Source organism: Ramlibacter albus (assembly GCF_014297445.1).
In the GTDB taxonomy this organism is placed as follows: domain Bacteria; phylum Pseudomonadota; class Gammaproteobacteria; order Burkholderiales; family Burkholderiaceae_C; genus Ramlibacter; species Ramlibacter albus.
Genome location: NZ_JACORU010000001.1, coordinates 305,910 through 326,309, shown reverse-complemented (window position 1 = coordinate 326,309; position 20,400 = coordinate 305,910). Strand labels below are relative to the sequence as shown.

General features: G+C 68.4%; 22 protein-coding genes and 1 tRNA gene. 8 read left to right on the top strand and 15 right to left on the bottom strand.

Features of this window, described 5'->3' with window-relative positions:
• Positions 1 to 44: 44 nt before the first annotated feature.
• Positions 45 to 383 (top strand): divalent-cation tolerance protein CutA, encoded by a 339-nt coding sequence (gene cutA, locus H8R02_RS01560; protein ID WP_222622305.1) that lies wholly within the window; start codon positions 45 to 47, stop codon positions 381 to 383.
• On the opposite strand, the gene ftsY is transcribed toward cutA, so the two are convergent.
• Complete coding sequence (gene ftsY / locus H8R02_RS01555; protein WP_187079581.1) at positions 346 to 1,374, bottom strand: signal recognition particle-docking protein FtsY; 1,029 nt, start codon at positions 1,372 to 1,374, stop codon at positions 346 to 348. The genes cutA and ftsY overlap by 38 nt on opposite strands.
• Before the next feature lie 29 nt (positions 1,375 to 1,403).
• Here ftsY and H8R02_RS01550 point away from each other — a divergent pair, with 29 nt between their 5' ends.
• From H8R02_RS01550 to coaD, 4 genes are all read left to right on the top strand, one after another.
• The gene (locus tag H8R02_RS01550; RefSeq protein ID WP_187079580.1) at positions 1,404 to 2,819 is read left to right on the top strand and encodes a M16 family metallopeptidase; all 1,416 of its coding nucleotides are present in this window, start codon (positions 1,404 to 1,406) and stop codon (positions 2,817 to 2,819) included.
• Positions 2,819 to 4,162 carry a M16 family metallopeptidase gene (locus H8R02_RS01545; RefSeq protein ID WP_187079579.1) on the top strand — a complete coding sequence of 448 codons (1,344 nt, stop codon included), beginning with the start codon at positions 2,819 to 2,821 and terminating at the stop codon, positions 4,160 to 4,162. Before H8R02_RS01550 ends, H8R02_RS01545 begins: the two co-directional genes overlap by 1 nt.
• Positions 4,163 to 4,326: 164 nt before the next feature.
• On the top strand, positions 4,327 to 4,887 hold the full coding sequence (gene rsmD / locus H8R02_RS01540; RefSeq protein WP_187079578.1) for a 16S rRNA (guanine(966)-N(2))-methyltransferase RsmD: 561 nt from the start codon (positions 4,327 to 4,329) through the stop codon (positions 4,885 to 4,887).
• Between the two features lie 25 nt (positions 4,888 to 4,912).
• Positions 4,913 to 5,413 (top strand): pantetheine-phosphate adenylyltransferase, encoded by a 501-nt coding sequence (gene coaD / locus H8R02_RS01535; RefSeq protein WP_187080570.1) that lies wholly within the window; start codon positions 4,913 to 4,915, stop codon positions 5,411 to 5,413.
• 1 nt (position 5,414) lies between these two features.
• On the opposite strand, the gene H8R02_RS01530 is transcribed toward coaD, so the two are convergent.
• From H8R02_RS01530 to H8R02_RS01500, 7 genes are all read right to left on the bottom strand, one after another.
• Positions 5,415 to 6,614 carry a tetratricopeptide repeat protein gene (locus tag H8R02_RS01530; RefSeq protein ID WP_255429120.1) on the bottom strand — a complete coding sequence of 400 codons (1,200 nt, stop codon included), beginning with the start codon at positions 6,612 to 6,614 and terminating at the stop codon, positions 5,415 to 5,417.
• Positions 6,614 to 8,035, bottom strand: a complete 1,422-nt coding sequence (locus H8R02_RS01525; protein WP_187079577.1) for an amidase — start codon at positions 8,033 to 8,035, stop codon at positions 6,614 to 6,616. The genes H8R02_RS01530 and H8R02_RS01525 overlap by 1 nt, the downstream gene beginning before the upstream one ends.
• A 4-nt stretch (positions 8,036 to 8,039) precedes the next feature.
• Positions 8,040 to 9,524, bottom strand: coding sequence for an ABC transporter substrate-binding protein (locus H8R02_RS01520; protein WP_187079576.1), 1,485 nt, complete (start codon positions 9,522 to 9,524; stop codon positions 8,040 to 8,042).
• 77 nt (positions 9,525 to 9,601) lie between these two features.
• Positions 9,602 to 10,402: an ATP-binding cassette domain-containing protein gene (locus H8R02_RS01515; RefSeq protein WP_187079575.1), complete on the bottom strand. Its 801-nt coding sequence runs from the start codon at positions 10,400 to 10,402 to the stop codon at positions 9,602 to 9,604.
• The gene (locus tag H8R02_RS01510) at positions 10,399 to 11,394 is read right to left on the bottom strand and encodes an ABC transporter ATP-binding protein (RefSeq protein ID WP_187079574.1); all 996 of its coding nucleotides are present in this window, start codon (positions 11,392 to 11,394) and stop codon (positions 10,399 to 10,401) included. The genes H8R02_RS01515 and H8R02_RS01510 overlap by 4 nt, the downstream gene beginning before the upstream one ends.
• A gap of 2 nt (positions 11,395 to 11,396) precedes the next feature.
• On the bottom strand, positions 11,397 to 12,221 hold the full coding sequence (locus H8R02_RS01505; RefSeq protein ID WP_187079573.1) for an ABC transporter permease: 825 nt from the start codon (positions 12,219 to 12,221) through the stop codon (positions 11,397 to 11,399).
• Positions 12,218 to 13,168, bottom strand: a complete 951-nt coding sequence (locus tag H8R02_RS01500) for an ABC transporter permease (RefSeq protein WP_187079572.1) — start codon at positions 13,166 to 13,168, stop codon at positions 12,218 to 12,220. The genes H8R02_RS01505 and H8R02_RS01500 overlap by 4 nt, the downstream gene beginning before the upstream one ends.
• Before the next feature lie 41 nt (positions 13,169 to 13,209).
• On the opposite strand from H8R02_RS01500, the gene H8R02_RS01495 reads away from it, so the two are divergent.
• Both H8R02_RS01495 and H8R02_RS01490 read left to right on the top strand, forming a co-directional pair.
• Entirely contained in the window at positions 13,210 to 13,473 is a 264-nt protein-coding gene (locus H8R02_RS01495) for a YfhL family 4Fe-4S dicluster ferredoxin (protein WP_187079571.1), read from the top strand.
• Positions 13,474 to 13,487: 14 nt separating this feature from the next.
• Entirely contained in the window at positions 13,488 to 13,763 is a 276-nt protein-coding gene (locus H8R02_RS01490) for a hypothetical protein (RefSeq protein WP_187079570.1), read from the top strand.
• 67 nt (positions 13,764 to 13,830) lie between these two features.
• Here H8R02_RS01490 and pth read toward each other — a convergent pair whose 3' ends face one another.
• The 7 genes from pth to H8R02_RS01455 form a co-directional block, all read right to left on the bottom strand.
• Positions 13,831 to 14,454, bottom strand: coding sequence for an aminoacyl-tRNA hydrolase (gene pth, locus H8R02_RS01485; RefSeq protein WP_187079569.1), 624 nt, complete (start codon positions 14,452 to 14,454; stop codon positions 13,831 to 13,833).
• An 81-nt stretch (positions 14,455 to 14,535) separates the two neighbouring features.
• The gene (locus tag H8R02_RS01480; RefSeq protein WP_187079568.1) at positions 14,536 to 15,243 is read right to left on the bottom strand and encodes a 50S ribosomal protein L25/general stress protein Ctc; all 708 of its coding nucleotides are present in this window, start codon (positions 15,241 to 15,243) and stop codon (positions 14,536 to 14,538) included.
• 77 nt (positions 15,244 to 15,320) lie between these two features.
• Entirely contained in the window at positions 15,321 to 16,301 is a 981-nt protein-coding gene (locus H8R02_RS01475; RefSeq protein WP_187079567.1) for a ribose-phosphate pyrophosphokinase, read from the bottom strand.
• A 75-nt stretch (positions 16,302 to 16,376) separates the two neighbouring features.
• Positions 16,377 to 16,453: transfer RNA gene (locus tag H8R02_RS01470), tRNA-Gln, on the bottom strand.
• A 51-nt stretch (positions 16,454 to 16,504) separates the two neighbouring features.
• The gene (ispE, locus tag H8R02_RS01465) at positions 16,505 to 17,341 is read right to left on the bottom strand and encodes a 4-(cytidine 5'-diphospho)-2-C-methyl-D-erythritol kinase (protein WP_187079566.1); all 837 of its coding nucleotides are present in this window, start codon (positions 17,339 to 17,341) and stop codon (positions 16,505 to 16,507) included.
• Positions 17,342 to 17,836: a lipoprotein insertase outer membrane protein LolB gene (locus H8R02_RS01460; RefSeq protein WP_187079565.1), complete on the bottom strand. Its 495-nt coding sequence runs from the start codon at positions 17,834 to 17,836 to the stop codon at positions 17,342 to 17,344.
• The gene (locus H8R02_RS01455; protein ID WP_187079564.1) at positions 17,833 to 19,560 is read right to left on the bottom strand and encodes a tetratricopeptide repeat protein; all 1,728 of its coding nucleotides are present in this window, start codon (positions 19,558 to 19,560) and stop codon (positions 17,833 to 17,835) included. The genes H8R02_RS01460 and H8R02_RS01455 overlap by 4 nt, the downstream gene beginning before the upstream one ends.
• Before the next feature lie 20 nt (positions 19,561 to 19,580).
• Here H8R02_RS01455 and mutM point away from each other — a divergent pair, with 20 nt between their 5' ends.
• Positions 19,581 to 20,396, top strand: coding sequence for a bifunctional DNA-formamidopyrimidine glycosylase/DNA-(apurinic or apyrimidinic site) lyase (gene mutM, locus H8R02_RS01450; protein ID WP_187079563.1), 816 nt, complete (start codon positions 19,581 to 19,583; stop codon positions 20,394 to 20,396).
• Positions 20,397 to 20,400: the final 4 nt, after the last annotated feature.

The following is a 20,400-nucleotide window of genomic DNA, read 5'->3' as shown; positions in this document are numbered from 1 at the left end:
TTCTGGGAGCCCGCGCCATGGAAAACTGTAAAGAAACAGACATTTTGGCGATCACCACCACCGTCGCATCGCGCGCCGACGGCGAGCGGCTCGCGCGTGAGCTGGTCGAGCGGCGGCTTGCCGCGTGCGTGCAACTGGACGACGGGCTCACTTCGTTCTACCGGTGGAAGGGCGAGCTTTGCGCCGAAAGCGAAGTGCGGCTGGTGATCAAGACACTGCCGCAAGCCCGGGCGTCCATCGAGGCATTCTTCCGCGAGCAGCACCCGTACGACGTGCCGCAGTTCCTGGCCGTGCCGATGTCCGCGAGCGACGCCTACGCGCAATGGGCGCGCGAGCAGGTCGTGCTCACTGCAGCAGCGCCAGCGCAAACTCCCGCGCGTTGAACGTCTCCAGGTCCTCGAGCTTTTCGCCGACGCCGATGAAGTAGACCGGCACCGGCTTCTCCTGCGCGATGGCGGCCAGCACGCCGCCCTTCGCGGTGCCGTCGAGCTTGGTCACGACGAGGCCGGTGAGCTTCAGCGCATCGTCGAATGTCTTCACCTGGGACAGCGCGTTCTGCCCGGTGTTGCCGTCGATGACGAGCAGCACCTCGTGCGGACCCGAAGGCTCGGCCTTGGTCACCACGCGCTTGATCTTGCGAAGCTCTTCCATCAGGTGCAGCTGCGTCGGCAGCCGCCCGGCCGTGTCGACGATCACCACATCCTTGCCGCGCGCCTTGCCTGCAGTGACCGCATCGAAGCTCACCGCCGCCGGGTCGCCGCCCTCCTGGCTGACGATCTCGACCTTGTTGCGGTCGGCCCAGACGGCGAGCTGCTCGCGCGCTGCCGCGCGGAACGTGTCGGCCGCGGCCAGCAGCACGGTCTCGCCATCGTCCGCGAGGTGCTTGGTGAGCTTGCCGATCGAGGTGGTCTTGCCTGCGCCATTGACGCCCGCGACCATGATCACCGTCGGCTGGTGCTCGCCAATGACGAGCTCCTTCTGCAACGGCAGCAGCAGCTTCGTGAGCGCATCGACCAGGATGTTCTTGGCCTGCACCGGCCGCGTCGCGCCGGTCTGCTGGACCTTGCGCCGCACCTCATCCAGAAGGAACTGCGTGGCCGCGACACCCGTGTCGGCCATCAGCAGCGCGGTCTCGAGCTCCTCATAAAGAGTTTCATCGATCACCGCGCCGGTGAACACCTGCGAGATACTGGACCCGGTTTTCCGCAGGCCCGCGGACAGCCGCTCCATCCAGCTCTGCCGCTCCGGCGCGACCGGTGCGGGAACGGGGATCTCCATCGGCTGCACCAGCGCGCTGCCGATGAGCGAACCGCCGGTGGTGGAGGGTGCGGGTGCCGGCGTGGCCGCCGGCTTCTTGCGGAAGAAACTGAACATCGAGAAGGCTTCTGGTATCACAGGATTCTATGAAACAGCCCTTGCTGCGCCTGGCGGGCGCGATCGCGCTCGCCGCTTCCTTCGTTTCCCTGGCTCCCGCCACCGCGCAACAGAAACCGCAGGTCGAGCAGTTCAAGCTCGCCAACGGCATGACGCTGTGGGTCAAGCCCGACCACCGCGCACCCACTGCGATCCACATGATGTGGGTGCGCGTGGGCGCCTACGATGAAGTGGACGGCACGAGCGGCGTGGCGCACGTGCTGGAGCACATGATGTTCCGCGGCTCGAAGGAGGTGAAGCCTGGCGAGTTCTCGCGGCGCGTCGCCGCCCTCGGCGGGCGCGAGAACGCTTTCACCGGCCGCGACTACACCGGCTACTACCAGCAGATCCCCAACACGAAGCTCGAGGATGTGATGAAGCTCGAGTCCGACCGCTTCGCCAACAACGAGTGGCCGGACGAGGAGTTCAAGCGCGAGCTGGAGGTGGTGAAGGAAGAGCGGCGCATGCGCACGGATGAAGAGCCGCGCGCGTTGCTGCACGAAGTGCTGGATGCGGCGACGTTCCAGGCGTCGCCCTATCGCCGGCCCATCGTCGGCTGGATGAGCGACCTGCAATCGATGACCGCTGCCGATGCGCGCGAGTTCTACAAGCGCTACTACGTGCCCGCGAACGCCGCGGTCGTCGTGGTGGGCGACGTCGACCCGCAGCAGGTGCGGCGCCTTGCGGACAAGTACTACGGCGCCATCCCCACGCGCGCCGTGCCCGAGCGCAAGCCGCGCGAGGAGCCGAAGCAGGCCGGCATCCGGCGCGTGGAGCTGAAGGCGCCCGCGGAGCAGGCGTATGTCGCGCTTGCGTTCAAGGTGCCGCGGCTCGTGTCGTTCGATGCCTCGCCGGACAACGACGACGCGCTCGCGCTCACGGTGCTCTCGGCGGTGCTGGACGGCTATTCCGGCGCGCGCCTCGATCGCGCGCTGACGCAGGGGCCCGATCGCCTCGCGGACTCCGTCGGTGCGAGCAACGGGCTCTGGGGCCGCGGCCCGCAGGTCTTCCTGCTCGAAGGCGTGCCCGCGCCCGGCAAGACGCCGGAACAGGTGGAGGCGGCGCTGCGCGCGCAGGTCGCGCGGGTCGCGCGCGAAAGCGTGACGGAGGCCGAGCTCAATCGCGTGAAGACGCAGTGGATCGCCGCCGAGGTGTACAAGCTCGACTCGATGATGAACCAGGGCCGCGAGCTCGGGAGCGCGTGGATCAAGGGCCTGCCGCCCGACGCCGGCGAGCGCCTCGTCTCGCGCTTGCGGAATGTGACCGCGAAGCAGGTGCAGGACGTGGCCGCGAAGTATTTCGGCGACGACCAGCTCACGGTTGCGACACTGCGGCCGCAGCCGCTGGACCCGAACGCGAAGCCGCGCCGCCCGGCGCCCGCGCATGGCGGCAGGGAGGCATCGTGATGGCCCGCATCCTCACTCGCTTCCTCGCGGCCTGCGCATCGCTTGCCGCTGCATCGAGCTTCGCCGCCCTGCCCATCCAGCACTGGACCCAGCCGGGCGGCACGGGGGTGTGGCTGATCGAGTCGCACACGCTGCCCTTCGTGAACGTCGAAGTCGATTTCGATGCCGGAGGCCGGCGCGACCCCGCCGCGAAAGCGGGCCTGGCCGACGCAACGGCCACGATGGTGTCCAAGGGCGTGCAGGCGCGCGGCAGCGAGCCCGCGCTCGACGAGAACCAGCTCTCCGAAGCCTGGGCGGACCTCGGCGCGGGCTTCGGCGCATCGGCCGGCTCGGACCGCATGAGCTTCACCATGCGCTCGCTCACCGACCCGCCGCTGCTTGCGAAGGCAGTGGCACTCGCCTCGCGCGAGATCGGCGAGCCCTCGTTCCCGGACGCGATCTGGGAACGCGAGCGCCAGCGCATCTCGGCCGCCATCCGCGAAGCGAACACCAAGCCGGGCACGCACGCGAGCCGCGCGTTCGCGCAGGCCGTGTACAACGGGCACCCGTACGGCTACGAGGCGACGGAGGAAACGCTTGCGCGCATCTCCACCGCCGACATGCGCGAAGTGCACCGCCGCTACGTGCAGCCCTGCCGCGCGAAGGTGAGCATCGTGGGGGACGTCACGCGGGCGCAGGCCGACGAGATCGCCACGCGCCTCCTGTCGCGCCTGCCCGCCGCCACCGGCCGCTGCGAGCCGCTGCCCCCGGTGGGTGAAGTGCAGCCGCTTGCCGCGCCTGTGGTTCGCGAGATCCCGTTCCCGACCGCCGCGCAGGCGCAGGTGCTGATCGGCCAGCCGGGCTACAAGCGCGACGACCCCGACTACTTCCCGCTCCTCGTGGGCAACTACATCCTTGGCGGCGGCGGTTTCGTCTCGCGCCTGACGAGCGAGGTGCGCGAGAAGCGGGGCCTGAGCTACAGCGTCTACAGCTACTTCGCGCCGGGCCTGCATGCGGGCGCCTTCACCGTGGGCCTGCAGACGCGGCCCGACCAGGCCGCGCAGGCCGTACAGGTCGCGCGCGACGTCGTTGCTCGATTCGTCCGCGAGGGCCCGACCGACGCGGAGCTGAAGGCCGCGAAGGACTTCCTCATCGGCGGCTTCGCGCTGCGCATCGACAGCAACGCGAAGCTGCTGGACAACCTCGCATCCATCGCGTGGCACGGGCTGCCGCTCGACTACCTCGACACCTGGACGAGCCGCGTGGAGAAGGTGACGGCGGCCGACATCCGCGCGGCGTTCGCCCGCAAGCTGCAGCCGGACCGGATGGTGACCGTCGTGGTCGGCGGCGCCGCGAACCGTTAGTGGGAAGTGTTCACCCTGTCAAAGTTGACAGGGTGCCGGCCTCTCATCCACGCAAACACGGCAAGAATGCAAGCCTCTGTCACACAGGCGAGATCGACAGGGACACAGAGAGTGTTGGGCGCGGTGCAAGCCGCGCCCTTTTTTTGCGCGCTAAAGTCCACGCGATGAGCGAAGTTCGGATCGTCGGCGGCCTGTGGAAGCGCACCCGCCTGCCCGTGGCGGACAAGCCCGGGCTGCGCCCGACGCCCGACCGCGTGCGGGAAACCCTGTTCAACTGGCTCGGGCAGGACCTCACGGGCTGGCACTGTGTCGACGCGTTCGCCGGCACCGGAGCGCTCGGCTTCGAGGCTGCGTCGCGCGGCGCGGCCGACGTGCTGCTGGTGGAGCAGGACGCGCAGCTCGTCGCGGCGCTGCGCGCCACTCAGAAGAAGCTGGACGCGGCGGCCGTGCGCGTGCAGCGGGGCAACGCCCTGACCGTGCTGGCCGGCCTGGCGCCCGCGTCCATGGACCTCGTCTTCCTCGACCCGCCTTTCGATGCGAACCTGTTCGACAAGGCGCTGGCCGCGGCCGTGCCTGCCGTACGGCCCGAGGGCTTCATCTACCTGGAAGCGCCCACCGAGTACAAGGCGCAGCAACTCGCCGGCTTCGGGCTCGCCGTGCATCGCCACCTGAAAGCCGGGGCCGTCCACGCCCACCTGCTGGCGGCCGCGCCGAAGCCTGCATAATGCAGCGCAGCAAAACGCCTGAGGAATCGCCATGGGCCTGATCGCCGTCTACCCCGGCACTTTCGACCCGATCACGCTGGGCCACGAAGATGTGGTCCGGCGGGCCTGCCAGCTGTTCGACCGCGTCATCGTGGCGGTCGCCGCCGGCCACCACAAGAAGGCGCTGTTCACGCTGCAGGAGCGCATCGAGATGTCGCGCGAGGCGCTTGCGGAGTACCCGACCGTCTCCGTGGAAGGCTTCAGCGGCCTCGTGCGCGACTTCGTCGTCGCCCGCGGCGCCAAGGCCATGGTGCGCGGCCTGCGCGCCGTCACCGACTTCGACTACGAGTTCCAGCTGGCCGGCATGAACCGCAGCCTGATGCCGGACGTGGAAACCGTGTTCCTCACGCCGAGCGACAAGTACCAGTTCATCAGCAGCACCTTCGTGCGCGAGATCGCCATCCTCGGCGGCGAGGTGGACAAGTTCGTCTCACCCACCGTGCAATCGCGGCTGGTGGAGAAGGTGCACAGCCTCGGGCGCGAATAGGTCAGGCGCCGCGGCGCCGCACCGCGTCGCGGTGCACCCGCACGAAAAGGTCGCGCTGCGCATGGCTGCCGCCGATCTCCGCGAGCCTCGGCAGCGCCTGCGCCAGGCACTCGGCCGCGGTGCTCCAGTCGCCGCGCGCGTGCGCGAGCAGCCCACGGCCCGCCGGCAGGCCCACTTCGCGCCACACCTTATCGTCCGACTGTGCGGCATGGACTTCGATGTTGCGCATCAGCACGTCGGCCTCGGCGCGCCCGGCACGGGCGAGGCCATACAGGTACTGCACATCGAGGAAGGGCAGCACGTGGTCGCGCGTGCGCACGGCGAGGTAGTTGCCGACGTCCTGCCAGCGGCCGCCCACATCCGCCCCGGCAAGTTCGAGGCGCGCGAGCAGCGAGACGGCATTGACCTGGTCCTGGCTGTATTCCTTGACTTCGCCCCACACGCGGCGGTCGTAGAGCGAAAGCGCCTCGTCCTCGTGGCCCAGCTCGAGCGCGAAGAGCGCCTGGTGCCACCAGTTGTGCGTGACCATGAAGGAGTTCAGGCCCGTCCACGTGGGGCTCACGTCCTGCATGAAGGCGTGGCCCTCGGCGAAGCGGCCTTGCGTGAGCATCACGTGCGCCACGGCATGGTGCGCCCACGGCTCCTTGCGGCGCATCGAGATGGCTTGCCGCGCCGCCGCTTCGGCCTCGGCGAGCAAGTGGCATTGCTCCAGCCCGAAGGCGAGCATGCCGTGGAAATATGGCACGTCCGACGCCGCATCGCGCGCGGCGAGCGCGAGCCGCAGCATGCCGGGCGAATCGCCGCGGTTGAAGAGGTGGTACTGCCCGAGCTTGAGCGAGGCGAGGTCGCGCGGGAACTCGCGCGCCTGCTCCTCGTGCAGCGCGATGGCGCGCGCCATGTCGCCCGCGATCCATGCGTCGACGGCTGCGACGAAGCGTCGTTCGCGTGGCGTGGCTTCGATGGGCGAAGCCTTCGCGCGCTCGATGAAAGGCCGGGCGTTGGCGGGCGCGTCGCGCGACTCCGCGAACATGTGCAGCGCCGCGCAGTACGCCTGCACGATGGGGCTGCCATCGGAACCCGCGGCCTGCAGCACGTTGACTGCGCGCGCTTCGCTCGCGATGAAGCCTTCGACGAAGTCGTTCACCGCCTCCACGCTTTGCGCGTGCTCCAGGGTGATGATGTTGCCGAGGCAGTCTTCCATCAATCCAGTTGGCGCAAAGCTTCCGAGGGCGGCTGCGGCCAGGGCCGCTGGTCGCCGCGCAGGATCTCGTAGGCGCGCGCGACCTGCAGCACGCCGAGGTCGTCGAAGCGCTGGCCGGCGACCTGCAGGCCGATCGGCAGGCCCGTGCTCGTGTAGCCGCAATTGATCGACGCCGCGGGCTGCTCCGACATGTTGAACGGCACGGTGAACCCGATGTGCTCCAGCGGCCGCAATGGGTCGTTGGTGGGCGATGCGTAATCCGCGGGGAAGGCCGGCACCGGCGACACCGGAGAGATGACGAAATCGAACGCGCGGCACGCGTTCACAGCCGCCACGCGCGTGTTGTGGAACTGGCTGAACGCGCGGAACACCGCTTCGCCACTCATTTCCGCCGCGCTGTCGGCCCAGCGCTGGATGTAGGGCAGCACGCGGGCCTTCGCTTCGGGCGCGATGCCGCGCATGTCCACGTGCGAGCGCATGCGCCAGAAGTGGTCCATGCCGTCCAGCATGGCCTGCGTCATGAACGGCTTCATCGGCGCGACGACCGCGCCGGCGCGCTCGAACACCACGGCTGCCGCCTGTACCGCCGCCGTCACCTCCGGGTCCACAGGCAGGCCGCAGCCGGCCTCCAGCAGCAGGCCGATGCGCAGTCCCTTGAGGCGGCCGGCGCCGCGGTCGGCGGACGACCACGCGATCTCCTGGTAGGGCAGGCTCATGCTGTCGCGCGCGTCGGGGCGCGACAGCACCTGCATCATCAGTGCGGAGTCCGCGACCGTGCGCGTCATCGGACCCGCGGCTCGGCCCATGTATGGCGGGTCGATCGGGATGCGGCCGAGGCTGGGCTTGAGCGTGAAGATGCCGCACCAGCCAGCGGGAAGGCGCAGCGAGCCGCCGATGTCGGTGCCGATGTGCAGCGGCCCGTAGCCCGCGGCTGCGGCGGAGCCCGCACCCGCACTCGATCCGCCGGGGGTCTTCGTCAGGTCCCACGGGTTGCGCGCGAGCTTGTGGTAGCTGGAGAGGCCCGAGGACAGCATGCCGTAGTCGGGCATCGTCGTCTTGGCGAGGAACACGGCGCCGGTCTCGCGCATGCGCGCGGCAGGTGGCGCATCGGCCGTCGCCGGTGCGAGGTCGGTTGCGGCCGTGCCCAGTGGCGTCGGGTCACCCCTGGTCGCGATGTTGTCCTTGATGGTCACCGGCACGCCATCGAGCGGGCCGAGCGGCTCGCCGGCGCGCCAGCGAGCCTCGCTGTCGCGCGCCTGCGCGAGCACCTGCTCGGGCCGCAGCAGGAAGAGGGCGTGCAGGTGCTGCTCCCAGCGCTCCACGTGGCCGAGCACGGAGCGCGCCACGTCGACCGGCGACAGCGCGCCCTTGCGATAGCCCGCGACGAGGTCCGCCGCGGGTAGTTCGTGCAACGCCGTCACGCCCTCATGCCCAGTGCATCACGGAAATGTCGTTCACGAAAATCGGCATGTTGGTCCACAGCCCCTTCACGTTCTTGTTGGCGATGGTCACCCACTGCGGCTGGTAGAGGTAGCCGTGCACCGCGTCGTCGGCGACGAGGCGCTGGATGTCGCCGAGGATCTTCGTGCGCTCGGCGGCGTTCGCGGTCTGCTTGTATTTGTCATAAAGCGCGTTGAACTTCGGGTTCTCGTAATTCCAGTAGTAGCCCGGCCGCGAGAAGTTGCCCAGGTCGAACGGCTCGACGTGCGAGATGATCGTCATGTCGTAGTTCTTGTTGCCGTACACGTTGGACAGCCACTGCGCCCACTCGACGTTCTGCAGCTTCGTCTTGATGCCGACCTTGTCCAGCATCGAAGCGATCACCTCGCCGCCCTGGCGTGCGTAGGGCGGCGGCGGCAGCGTGATGGTGAGTTCGAGGTTGTTGACCCCGGCTTCCTTCAGCAGCGCGCGGGCCTGGTCCGGGTTGTAGGCGTTCACCTTCGTGAGGTCCACGTAGCCCGGGGCGCTGGGCGGGTAGTAGCTGCCGATGGGCGTGCCGAAACCGTCGGCGGCGCCCTTGATGACGGCGTTGCGGTCCAGCGCCATGTTGATCGCCCGGCGTACGCGCACGTCGTCCAGCGGCTTCTTCTTGTTGTTCAGCGCCAGGATGGTCTTGGCGCGCGAGCCGCTCGTGAGCACCTGGAACTTCGGGTTGCCCTTGAACTGGTCGATGCCGCGCGCCGTGACGCGCTGGAACACGTCCACGTCGCCGGCGAGCAAGGCCGTCATCTGCGCGGCGGGGTCGGGGATGATGCGGAAGGTCGCGCGACGGATCTTGACGTTGGCCGCATTGCGGTAGTCGTCGCGCTTGGCGAGCACGATCGACGAGCCCTTCACCCAGTTCTCGAGCTTGTACGGGCCCGTGCCGGTGGGTTGCGTCGCGTTGGTTGCGGCGCTCTTGGGCTCCACGATGATCGCGGTGGCCTGGCCGACGAGGAACAGGAAGTCGGGGTCGATCTCCTTGTTGATCAGCACCACCGTGTTGTCGTCGACCACCTGCGTGGAGATGTTGGCGAAGGTGCGCTTGTCCTTGTTCGTGCTCTTCTCGTCGCCGGCGCGGTCGAACGAGAACTTGACGGCGCGCGCGTTGAACGGTTCGCCGTTGCTGAACTTGACGCCCTTGCGCAGGCGGAAGGTGTAGGTGCGCAGGTCGGGCGACACCTCCCAGCTTTCGGCCAGCAGCGGCGACACGGAACCGTCGGGGTTGATCTTGGTGAGCGTCTCGTAGATGTTGTACAGCGTCACTTCCGCGATGGACGAGGCCGCCCCGCCCGTGGGGTCGAGGCCGGGGCTCGGCTCGAGCGTCATGGCCAGCACGACCGTGTCTTTCTTGCTTTGCGCGAAGGCCGGCAGGCTGGCCAGGGCGGCAAGCGAGGCGGAGGAGGTGAGCACGCTGCGGCGCTTGATCATGTTTTGGGCTCCGAGGGACTTTTTACGAAGGGAATCATCATCCCCGACAGCGCGCGGCGCGCGCAAGAGGGATTTGCTTATGGAGCGGGCTCCGGGTCGGGGACGGCCGCCAGCAGGGTACGGGTGTACTCGTGCTCGGCCGAAGTGAACAGCTTCTGCGGCGGCCCCTGTTCGACGATGCGGCCCTGCCAGAGCACCGCCACGTCGTCGCACAGGTGGTGGACCACGGCGAGGTCGTGGCTGATCAGCATGTACGTGATGCCGAATTCGGCCTGCAGGTCCTGCATCAGGTTGAGCACCTGTGCCTGCACGGACACGTCCAGCGCGCTCACGGGCTCGTCGGCGACGATCAGGCGTGGCTTCGTGATGAGCGCGCGTGCGATCGCGATGCGCTGGCGCTGGCCGCCGGAGAATTCGTGCGGGTACTTGCCCAGGTCCGCGGCGCGCAGGCCCACCTGGTCCAGCACCTCGGCGGCGCGCCTGTGCATCTCGGCGCGCGCGATGCCGCCTTGCGCCTGCAAAGGCTCGGTGACGATGCGCTCCACGGTCTGGCGCGGGTCGAGCGAACCGTACGGGTCCTGGAAGACCATCTGGAAGTCGCGGCGGGCGAGGCGCAGCTCCTCGCGCGGCAGCGCGTGCAGCTCGCGCCCGAGCAGGAAGACCTTGCCGGAAGTGGGCCGGTCCAGCGCCATCACGAGCCGCGCGAGCGTCGACTTGCCTGAGCCGGACTCACCCACCACGCCGAGGCTGCGCCCGGCTTCGATGGTGAAGCTCACGCCGTTGAGCGCGTGCACCTTGCCGGGCTGCTGGAGCAGCTTCTCGCGCGGCAGCGTGTACTCGCGCACGAGGTTCTCGACGCGAACGAGCGGTTCTGTCATGCCGCGACGGTTCCCTTCTTCTCGGCCTCGACCGCATCGAGCCGGATGCAGCGCGCATGGTGCCCCGGCTCCACTTCATACGGCGGCGGCACGGTGGTGTGGCACTCGGGGATGGCGAAGCGGCAGCGGCCCGCGAACGGGCAGCCGGGCGGAAGGTCCGCGAGCTCCGGCACCGTGCCCGGGATCGTCGTGAGCCGCTTGCCCTTGACCGTGTGCAGCCCCGGCCGGGCGGAGAACAAGCCCAGCGTGTAGGGGTGCATGCGGTTGGCGAAGACGGACTGCGTAGGCCCGCTCTCGACCACGCTGCCGCCGTACATGACGAGCATGCGCCGAACGTTCTGCGCGATCACGCCGAGGTCGTGCGAAATCAGCATCAACGCCATGCCGCGCTCGGCGACGAGCTCGCGGATCAGGTCGAGGATCTGGCGCTGGATCGTGACGTCGAGCGCGGTGGTCGGCTCGTCGGCGATCAGCAGGTCGGGCCCGCAGGCGAGCGCCATCGCGATGGTGATGCGCTGCCGCTGCCCGCCGGAGAACTGGTGCGGGTACGCGTCGATGCGCTTCGCGGCGTCCGGGATGCCCACGCGGTCCAGCAGGCGCACGGCCTCGGCGCGCGCCTGCGCGCGCGACATGTCGCGGTGCAGGCGCAGCGGCTCGGCCACCTGGTCGCCCACGGTGTGCACCGGGTTCAGCGCGGTCATCGGCTCCTGGAAGATCATGCCGATGCGGTCGCCGCGGATCTCGCACATCGCGCGGTCGCTCTTCCCGACGAGCTCCTCGCCGTCGAACCTGATGCTGCCGGTCACCTTCGCGTTCTCCGGCAGCAGGCCCATGAGCGCCATCACCGTGATCGACTTGCCGCAGCCCGATTCGCCGATGAGGCCCAGTGTGTCGCCGCGTTCGAGCGTGAAGCTCACGTTGCGCACCGCGTAGGCGGGGCCGCGGTGCGTTTGCAGTTGCACCGAGAGGTCGTTGACTTCTAGCAATGCCATCGTCAGCGTTTCCTCGCGAGGCGCGGGTCGAAGATGTCGCGCAGGCCGTCGCCGAGCAGGTTCAGGCCCAGCACTGCGAGCGCGATGGCGACACCCGGGTACACGGCGAGCATCGGCGCCTGGAACATCAGCGTCTGCGCTTCGCTCAGCATGCGGCCCCAGGAGGGTTGCGGCGGTTGCGTGCCGAGCCCGAGGTAGGAAAGCGCAGCCTCCGCGAGGATCGCGATCGCGAACCGGATCGTCGCCTGCACGATCAGCACCGACAGGATGTTCGGCAGCACGTGTTCCATCGTGATCGCGAACGGCCCCTTGCCGCAGGCGCGCGCGGCCATCACGAACTCGCGGCCCCAGATCGCGTTGGCCGAGGCCCGGGTGATGCGCGCGAAGATCGGGATGTTGTAGATGCCGATGGCGATGATCGCGTTGACCATGCCGGGGCCGAACACGGCCGTGAGCATGATCGCGACGAGGATCGCGGGGAAGGCCATGCCGAAGTCGGCGATTCGCATCACGGCTTCTTCGATCCACCCGCGCCGCGCCGATGCGAGCAGCCCGAGCGCGGTGCCGATCACGAGCCCGATGCTGACCGCGATGATCCCCACCACGATCGATGCACGCGCCCCAACGAGCAGCAGCGACGCCACGTCGCGCCCGTACGCATCCGCACCGAAGAGGAAGCCGTTGCCCGCCGGCGCGAGCTTGCGCGCCATGTCGATGTCGTAGGGGTTGTGCGGCGTCCAGACGAACGAGATGCCGGCGGCGAATGCCAGCAGGAGCGTGAGCACCGCGCCGATGACGAAGCTGGGGTGCTTGAGCGCGCGCTTCAAATGTCGCTCGCCTTCACGCGCGGGTCGATCACCGCGTACAGCACATCGACCACGAAATTCACGATCACCACCATCGCCGCGAGCAGCATCACGCAGTTGCGCACCACGATCAGGTCGCGGTTGGAGATCGACTGGAAGATGAGCCGCCCGAGCCCCGGCAGGTAGAACACGCTTTCGACCACGATCGTGCCCGCCAGCAGCTCCGCGAACTGCAGCCCCATGATCGTGATCACCGGGATCATCGCGTTGCGCAGCACGTGGCCCCACAACGTGCCGCGGCGCGACACGCCCTTGGCACGCGCGGTGCGCACGAAGTCCTCGCGCGCCACCTCCAGCACCGCCGACCGCGTGATCCGCGCCAGGATCGCCGACTGCACCACCGCCAGCGACAGCGCCGGCAGCAGCAGCGCGCGGATGCCGGCAACGATGCCTTCATCCCACCCCGGAAAGCCACCGGCAGCAAACAGCTTTAGATGCACCGAGAACAGCAGGATGAGCAGGATCGCGAACCAGAAGTTCGGGATCGCGATACCCACCTGCGTGAGCCCCATGATCCCCACGTCGCCCAGCTTGTTGTGGCGCGCCGCCGCGTAGATGCCGGCCGTGAGCGCGAGGATGGTCGTGAAGGTCATCGCCAGCAGCGCCAGCGGGACCGTGACGGTGAGCCGCTCCAGCACCAGCTCGCCCACCGGCGTGCTGTACGCGTAGCTCAGCCCCAGGTTGCCGACCATGAGCCCCGTGATCCAGTCCCAATAGCGTTCCAGCGGCGGACGGTCGATGCCGAGCTTGTGCGCGAGCGCGGCCACCACGTCCGGCGGCGCATCCGGCCCCATGATGATCTGCGCCGCGTTGCCGGGCAGGATCTCGAGCACCAGGAACACCACGACCGAGGTCGCGACGAGCGTCGCGATGAGCGTGATGAACCGCTTGAAAAGGAAAAGCCCCATGGCAGGGGCGGAGCTTACACGGAGGCGATAATCAGGGCGCCATGGCCCTGATGATCACCGACGAATGCATCAACTGCGACGTCTGCGAGCCGGAGTGCCCCAACCAGGCCATCTTCCTCGGGCCGGAGATCTACCAGATCGACCCGAACAAGTGCACCGAGTGCGTGGGCCACTTCGACGAACCGCAGTGCGTGCAGGTGTGCCCGGTCGCGTGCATCCCGGTCAACCCTTCTTTTGTCGAGAACCGCGAGACGCTTTTCCAGAAGTACCTGCGCCTGAAGGCTTCTTCGGAGCCACAGCGGTGAAGTAGTCGGGCTTCTTGCCCTTCTTCTTCGCGTGCGAGCTCGGCTGGATCTCCTTTTCGCGCGGCGTGGGCGCCGTGAGCGTCTCGGACTTCGTGTGCTGCATCACCGACGCGGGCGCGGCCTTCGCTTCCTCTTTCAGCCGGGCCTTCTCCATCGCATCGGCGGCTTTCGCTTCCCGCTTCGTCTCGGCGGCCCTCGCTGCCGCATCAGACGCATTGCGAGCATCGTCCACCTTCACCGCCGCCCCGCCCTCGCAGGGCGCCTGGCTGTACGTACTGCCACATCGGTAGACCTGTTGCGCGTTGAGCGCGGGGGGGATGGCGGACAGCAATGCCAGGGCGGTGAAGATGGTTTTGTTCATTCGGGTTTTTCTTCCGTCTCGGGTGGTCTGGGGGGTTTCGGACGCGGCGGCTTGTGCGTGTGCACGATGAGCGTCGCCTTGTCCATCTCGCCCGCGAGCAGCGCGGGCACCGCCTTCAAGGTGCGCGCGATGCACTCCTCGATCAGCGTTCTCTGCTCGGGCGCCGGCTTCTTCAGCACCCAGTTGATCACTTCGGCCTTCACGCCCGGGTGGCCGATGCCGATGCGCAGGCGCCAGTAGTCCGGCCCGATCTGCGCGTGGATGTCGCGCAGGCCGTTGTGCCCCGCGTGGCTGCCGCCCAGCTTGAGCTTGGCCTGGCCGGGCACCACGTCCAGCTCGTCATGCACGACGAGGACTTCCTGCGGCTGGATCTTGTAGAAGCGCGCGAGCGCCCCCACCGAGCGGCCCGACAGGTTCATGAACGTCTGCGGCTCCAGCAGCCACACCGTCTGCCCGTGCACCGTGGTGCGCGCGACCAGGGCCTGGTAACCCTTCTCGTACGAGAGCGACACCTTCAGCTCGCGCGCGAGCGCGTCCACCCACCAGAAGCCCGCGTTGTGCCGCGTGGCTTCGTATTCGGGGCCGGGGTTGCCGAGGCCGACAAACAGCTTGATGCTCATGATTGAAAAGTATTAGAAATGAAAACGGCCCGCCGAAGCGAGCCGTTGACGGTCGTGGCGCACACGCGCGCTGTGACCTGTTTACTTCTTCTTGGCGTCCTTGGCGGGCGCGGCAGCCTTGGCGTCCTTCGCGCCACCCTTGGCAGCCGGAGCGGCCTTGGCCTCGGCGGCCGGCGCGGCAGCGGCGGCGCCTTCGGCACCGGCGGTGGCAGCTTCGGCGGACTCTTCGGCAGCGGCCGTCACCACCGACACGATCACCGGGTTCGGCTTGCCGTGCGTCACGGCCTTCACGCCCTTCGGGAGCTGGATGTCGTTCAGGTGCAGCGACATGCCCTTCTTCAGGCCGGACAGGTCCACCTCGATGAACTCGGGCAGGTCGGCGGGCAGGCAGGAGATGTCCAGCTCGTTGACCACCGGGTTGACCAGGCAGTGCTCCAGCTTGACGGCCTGCGACTCCTCGGCGTTCTTGTAGTGCAGCGGCACCTTCATGTGCAGCTTGGTGTTGGCGTCCACGCGCTGGAAGTCGATGTGCACGACCTGCGGCTTGTACGGGTGGTATTGCACGTCGCGCAGCAGCACCTTGCTGGTCTTGCCGGCGAGTTCCATCTCGAGGATGGAGGAGTGGAACACTTCCTTCTTCAGGGCGTGCCACAGCGCGTTGTGGTCGAGCTCGATGAGCTGGGGCTGGCCCTCGCCACCGTAGACGATGCCGGGCGCCTTGCCGGAATTGCGGAGACGGCGGCTCGCACCCGTGCCCTGCTTGTTGCGCTCGAAAGCGACGAATTTCATATCGGACTCCAATTCGGCAGCCACCGCGACCAGTGCGCTGCCGGTTTCAAAATGCCCCCTTGCGGGGGCGGCTACGTTCAGAACAGGTTGACCTGCTCCGAGAACAGGGACATCACCGACTCGCCCCGCGCGATGCGCTGGATGGTTTCGGCGATGAGGGGCGCCACGGTGATCTGGCGGATCTTGCTGGTGGCGCGCGCGGCGTCCGACAGCGGGATCGTGTTGGTCACCACCACTTCGTCCAGGGCGGAGCCCTTGGCGAGGCGGTCGATGGCGGGGCCCGAGAAGATGGGGTGCGTGCAATAGGCGTAGACGCGCTTGGCGCCGCGCTCCTTGAGCACCTCGGCCGCCTTCACCAGCGTGCCGGCGGTGTCGATCATGTCGTCCATGATCACGCAGTTGCGGCCTTCGATCTCGCCGATGACGTGCATCACCTCGGAGACGTTGGCCTTCGGGCGGCGCTTGTCGATGATGGCGAGGTCGGTGCCCAGCTGCTTGGCCAGCGCGCGGGCGCGCACCACGCCGCCGACGTCCGGCGAGACCACGATGAGGTCTTCGTAGTTCTTCTGGCGCAGGTCGCCCAGCAGCACGGGCGAGGCGTAGATGTTGTCGACTGGGATGTCGAAGAAGCCCTGGATCTGGTCGGCGTGCAGGTCCATCGTGAGCACGCGGGCGACGCCCACCGTTTCCAGCAGGTTGGCGACCACTTTCGCGGAGATCGGCACGCGGCTGGAGCGCGGGCGGCGGTCCTGCCGGGCATAGCCGAAATAGGGGATGACGGCGCTGATCCGCTCGGCCGAGGCGCGCTTGAGCGCGTCGACCATGATCAGCAGCTCCATCAGGTTCTCGTTGGTCGGCGCGCAGGTGGACTGCACCACGAAAACGTCGCGGGCGCGCACGTTGGTGTTGATCTCCACCGTGACCTCGCCGTCCGAGAAGCGCCCGACATGGGCCGCCCCGAGCGAGATGCCGAGGTGGCTGGCGATCTCTTCCGCCAACGCAGGGTTTGCGTTGCCGGTGAACACCATGAAATCGGGACTGGGCGGGGCTGCCTGCATGGGCTCTTAGTCAGTTGGGGACAGAGCGCGCTTCGCTTCGGTCTGTCCCACAATTACCATCAATTAACAACGTTTTGGCAGGGGAGGAAGGACTCGAACCCTCGCATGCCGGAATCAAAATCCGGTGCCTTAACCAACTTGGCGACTCCCCTACACAGGTTGATGGCTGGGAACCCAGCCGCCCACCGATGAATCGTCGCTGGCTACGCCCACCCAGCCAAAGGGTGAACCGCCATATTGCCGCATTCCCGTACCTGCCAACCGGGTGGAACCGGTTTTTCGGCCGCCCGCCCCGCCGGCAGGTTTGCAAACACCGCACTGCCCGAGCCGGTCATCCGGCCCCGCAGCCCTTGCGAACCCAGCCATTCAAGGGCCTGCACCACATCCGGGCACAGCCTTTCGGCCACGGCCTGCAAGTCGTTCCGCCCGAAAGCGTAGGGGTCTGCAGCAAAGCCCGCAATTGTAGCAGTATCGCTGTCGCGTTTCAGGGCGGGGTCGGTGAAGATGCTTTTCGTGTCGAGGCCGGCCGCCGGTTTCACGACCAGGAAGCGTGCGGTGGGCAGCGTGACGGGCGTGATCTTCTCGCCGATGCCCTCGACCCAGGCGTTTCGGCCGCGCAGGAAAAACGGCACGTCGGCGCCCAGCGCGAGGCCGATCGATTCGAGCTGCGGCAATGCGAGGCGCGTGTCCCACAGCCGGTTCAGCGCGAGCAGGGTGCTCGCCGCGTCCGAAGAGCCGCCGCCCATGCCGGCCTGCGCGGGCAGGCGCTTCTCGATCGCGATGTGCGCGCCGTGGGCGGTCCCGGTCGCCGCCTGCAGCGCACGGGCTGCGCGCACGACGAGGTCGTCCGCGGGCAGGGGGGTTGTGAGGTCCTCGCGCGTGACGGCGCCGCCGGCCACCTTCTCGAAGTGCAGCGTGTCGTGCCAGTCGATGAGCATGAAGGCCGACTGCAGCAGGTGGTAGCCGTCGCCCCTGCGCCCGGTGACGTGCAGGAAGAGGTTGAGTTTGGCGGGTGCGGGGACGTCGTGGATCGCCTTCACTCAACGCTCCAGCGCCACGCGCAGGTCCGCCGCCGGCGGCGGGTCGCTCCGCCGCGCGCGCAAGCGGCCCTCGGCCAGCTGCGACAGGTCCACTTCCCAGCCGGGCGCGGGCGTGTTCACGCCGCGCAGCCAGTCGAAGAGCGCCGCGATCGGTAGCGGCGTGCCCGTGGCCTGCGCCGCGAGCTCGTCGAGGGAATGGAATTCGCGGGTCTGGCCGCCTTGGCGCAACGTGGCCGACTTGTCGTTCCACGCCAGCTGGGCGACCGTGCCGCCGATGGGCGCGGAAAGCGAGAGCTCACCTTCACGCGCGTTGCCCTGCAACTCGAACGAAGCGGAGAAGGACTGCGACTGCTGCCCCTCCACCTGCAGCGCGAGCCGGCCGCGGTAGAACTGGGCGGCCGCATCGGTGGGCCGCAAGGCAGGTTGCGCGCAGCCCGCAAGGAGCAACGCGCCGGCAAGCGCCACGCCGGCGCCGATTCGGGGGAGCTGGGTCACAGCTTGATTTTGAGCCGCTTGAGCGTCTCCTGGAGCACTTCGTTCTCCGGATTCGAGAGAACGGCTTCGCGCCAGATCGCCAGCGCGCGGTCGCGCTGGCCCATGCTCCACAGCACCTCGCCCAGGTGCGCGGCGATCTCGGCGTCGGGCCGCTGCTTGTACGCCTCGTCGAGCAGCCGCACCGCCTCGGCCTTGTTGCCCATGCGGAACTCGACCCACGCGAGGCTGTCGGTGATGAAGGGGTCGCCGGGCGCGAACTCCAGCGCCTTCTGCACGAGCTGCTTGGCCTCGGGCAGGCGCACGTTGCGGTCCGCGAACGAATAGCCGAGCGCGTTGTACGCGTGGTGGTAGTCCGGCTTGGCCGCGATCACCTGCCGCAGCAGCTTTTCCATGCCGCCCATGTCGCCCAGCTTCTCGGCCATCATGGCCTGGTCGTACACCAGGTCCACGTCCTTCGGGTCCTTGGCGACGGCACCGGCGATCAGGTCGTGCGCGGCCTTGTACATCTTCGCGTCGCGCAGCAGCGCGACCTCGGCCGTGAGCTTGGCGCGCGCGTCGCCCGGGTTGCGCTCGGGCAGGTTGCGGATGAGGCGGCGCGCCTCGTCCATCCTGCCCTGGCGCGCGAGGATCGAAGCGCGGCGGTTCTGCGCGGCCACGAGGTCCTGCGAGCTCTCGATCTTGTCCAGCCACGCGGTCGCGAGCGCGTACTCCTTGCGCTTCTCGGCGATCTGCGCGAGCGAGAGGTACGCCTGCGCGAGCCCGCGGTTGCGCTCCTCGCCGCGGATGCCGCCGGACAGCTCGACGTACTTCTTGAGTGCCGCTTCGGCGGCGGGCAACTGGTTGTCCTGCACGAGCAGCGTGCCTTGCACCAGCCACGCCTCGGCCATCTCGGGCTTTTCGGCCGTGATCGCGCGCAGCTGCTGCAACGCCTCCGGGTAGCGCTGCGCATCGAGCAGCACGCGCGCATAACCCATGCGGATCTCGGCTTGCGGCTTGCCTTCGAGGTAGCGCTTGACGATGGGCTCCGCCTGCGGCGTCTTCGGGTCAACCATTTCCAGCGCGAGCAGCGCCGGGCCTTCGGCGCGCGCGTTGAGCGCCTGGCCGCGGCGCGCAGCCTCCAGCGCGCCGGTCGTGTCGCCCGCCGCAAGCCGCATTCGGCCCACGGTGGTCCACGCCGCCGGCCCGAGCGTCGCATTCGACAGCGGCTCGGCGAGAACCTGTTCGACGAGGTTGGCCGCGGCCTTCTTGTCGCCCACCCGCGAATACAGGCGCGGGATCGAATTGATGACGCTTGCCCGGTCCTTGGCTTCGGCCAGCGCGATCTCCGTGCGCAGCGGCTCCACCGTGTCCTGCAGGCGGTTGAGCGCCAGCAGGATCTGCAGCACGTAGCGGTTGGCCTCGCGCGATTGCGGCTTGGCCTGCTTCCATGCGCGCGCGGCCTGCAGCGCGGCGTCGCCGGAGCGGGACTGGAAGGCGATGTCCACCGCCCGCTGGTACAGCGACTCGTCGCCCGTCTTGCGCGCCGCGTCGAGGATCAGCGCAAAGCCCGCGCCGGGTTCGGCCCCGCGTGCGTTCAGTTCGCCCAGGAGCACCTGGTAGAACAGCTCGCCGTCCATCGCGCTCGGCACGGGCGGGGTGGCGGGCGCGTCTTCGGCGGGGCGTTGCTGCGCGAATGCCTGCAGCACCAGGGCTGCGGCGCCTGCCAGCGCAAGGAGTCTCTTCATCCACCCATAATAATCCGCCGGTGCCAGAGCTACCCGAAGTCGAAGTCACCCGCCGCAGCTTTGCAGACCGCATCTCCGGCGCGCGCATCCTTGCCCTGCACCTGGGCAAGCCGCTGCGCTGGCCGCTGGGCGTCCAGCCGGGCGCGCTGGCGGGCCGCACCGTCGAAGCGGTGCGCCGCCGCGGCAAGTACCTGCTCGTGGACCTGGACCGGGGCGTGCTGCTGCTGCACCTGGGCATGTCGGGCAGCCTGCTCTTCGACGACAAGCTGCCCGAATCAGGGCTGCACGACCACTTCGACCTGGTCACCACGCGCGGCGTGCTGCGCCTGAACGACCCCCGCCGCTTCGGCGCGATCGTCTATTCGGAGTCGGTGGACGTGGAGCCAGCCGCGAAGCTGCTGGGCGGCCTCGGCGTGGAGCCGCTCGATGAGGGCTTCGACGCCCGCGAATTCCACGCCGCCCTGAAAGGCCGCAACGCCTCGATCAAGCAGGTGCTGCTGGCGGGCGACATCGTGGTGGGCGTGGGCAACATCTATGCGTCCGAGGCGCTGTTCCTCGCCGGCATCCGGCCGACGCTTCGCGCTTCGCGAATCAGCGCGCCGCGCGCCGCGAAGCTGCACAAGGCGATCAAGGAGGTGCTGGCCAAGGCGGTGGAAAAGGGCGGCAGCACGCTGCGCGACTTCTCCAACGCGCAGGGGCAGGGCGGCTACTTCCAGCTCGAGGCCATGGTGTACGACCGCGAGGGCCAGCCCTGCCGTGCGTGCGGCACGCCCATCAAGCGCATCGTGCAGGGCCAGCGTGCAACTTATTACTGCCCCCATTGCCAGAAATCCTGAATGG